This is a genomic window from Rhodoferax sp. LS1R11 (assembly GCF_056521395.1).
On the sequence record NZ_JBWMAW010000044.1, the window covers coordinates 1 to 1,205 of the forward strand.

Consider the following 1,205-nt stretch of genomic DNA (forward strand, 5'->3'; position numbering starts at 1 on the left):
CGCATGACCTCGCAGATTCGTGGAACCACCCAAGCGGCGCGCAATGCCAATGACGGCATCTCTCTGGCGCAAACGGCCGAGGGTGCTTTGGGTGCCGCTGGTTCAATTTTGCAACGGGTGCGCGAGCTGGCAGTTCAGTCCGCCAATGCCACCAACTCCGCCAGTGACCGTGCTGCGCTGAACGCTGAAGTGGGTCAACTGGGGTCAGAGCTGGATCGCATCGCCAAGACCACACAATTCAATGGACAGAAATTGCTGGACGGCAGTTTCGGCTCGGCCACCTTCCAGGTTGGCGCGAACGCCAACCAGACCATTACCGCCACGACGGCCAACTTCAGCACCAGTAAATACGGCAATAACCGGATGGGCTCGGTCGTAGCAAGCACCGCCGGTGGGGCTGGAGATTTGGTAACAGGCACTACCGCCGGCACCACCACATCGGCCTCCATCGTCGCGGCCGCAGTAGCCTTGGGTGCCACTGGCAGCTCCATTACAGGAGAAACATTGACGGTGAATGGATCCGCTGGGACTGCGTCTGTCGTTATCGCGGACGGTGACAGCGCCAAAACTGCAGCGGCCCTGATCAATGCCAAAACAGGCAGCACGGGCGTGACAGCAACTGCACGCACAGAAATTGATGCCAAGTCCTTCCTCGGGGGCGGCAGCTACTCGCTAGACATCTTGTCTGACAATGCAAGCACCGCTGTGAATGTGTCGTTTTCTATGGGCGCAGCCAACAACGCTGATGGCTTGGCTGCCGGTATCGCGGCGTTCAATGACAAATCATCTCAGACCGGTGTCACGGCCAAACTCAATACGGCGGGTGATGGCATCACGCTAACCAACGCCGCTGGCAATGATATTTTGATCAGCAACCGTTCGGCAGCAGCGAGCGTGATCACGGTCGGTGCTCAGACTGGCATTGCAGGTTCGGCCGGTGCGGCAACTGCAGTCACAAGTGCCTACGTCACCGGGTCTTTGACGATCGACTCGGATAAGACTTTCGGCATTGCGTCTACTGTTACGGGTGCCAATGCCACAAAAACCGGTTTCCTTCTCGGTGCCAGCGGTGCCAGTCAATTGCAGGCGACCAGCACCCTGGATGTCTCCTCTGTCGACTCCGCGACCCGCACCCTGACCACCGTGGACGCAGCACTTGCCGCTGTCAATGGCCAACGTGCCAGCTTTGGCGCCTTGCAATCCCG

1 protein-coding gene is annotated in these 1,205 nt (G+C 59.1%); it reads left to right on the forward strand.

The window, feature by feature from the left end; genetic code table 11:
* Positions 1–1,205, forward strand: a 1,205-nt coding sequence (locus tag AC097N_RS21225) for a flagellin N-terminal helical domain-containing protein (RefSeq protein WP_479584055.1), incomplete at both ends; no start/stop codon positions are given.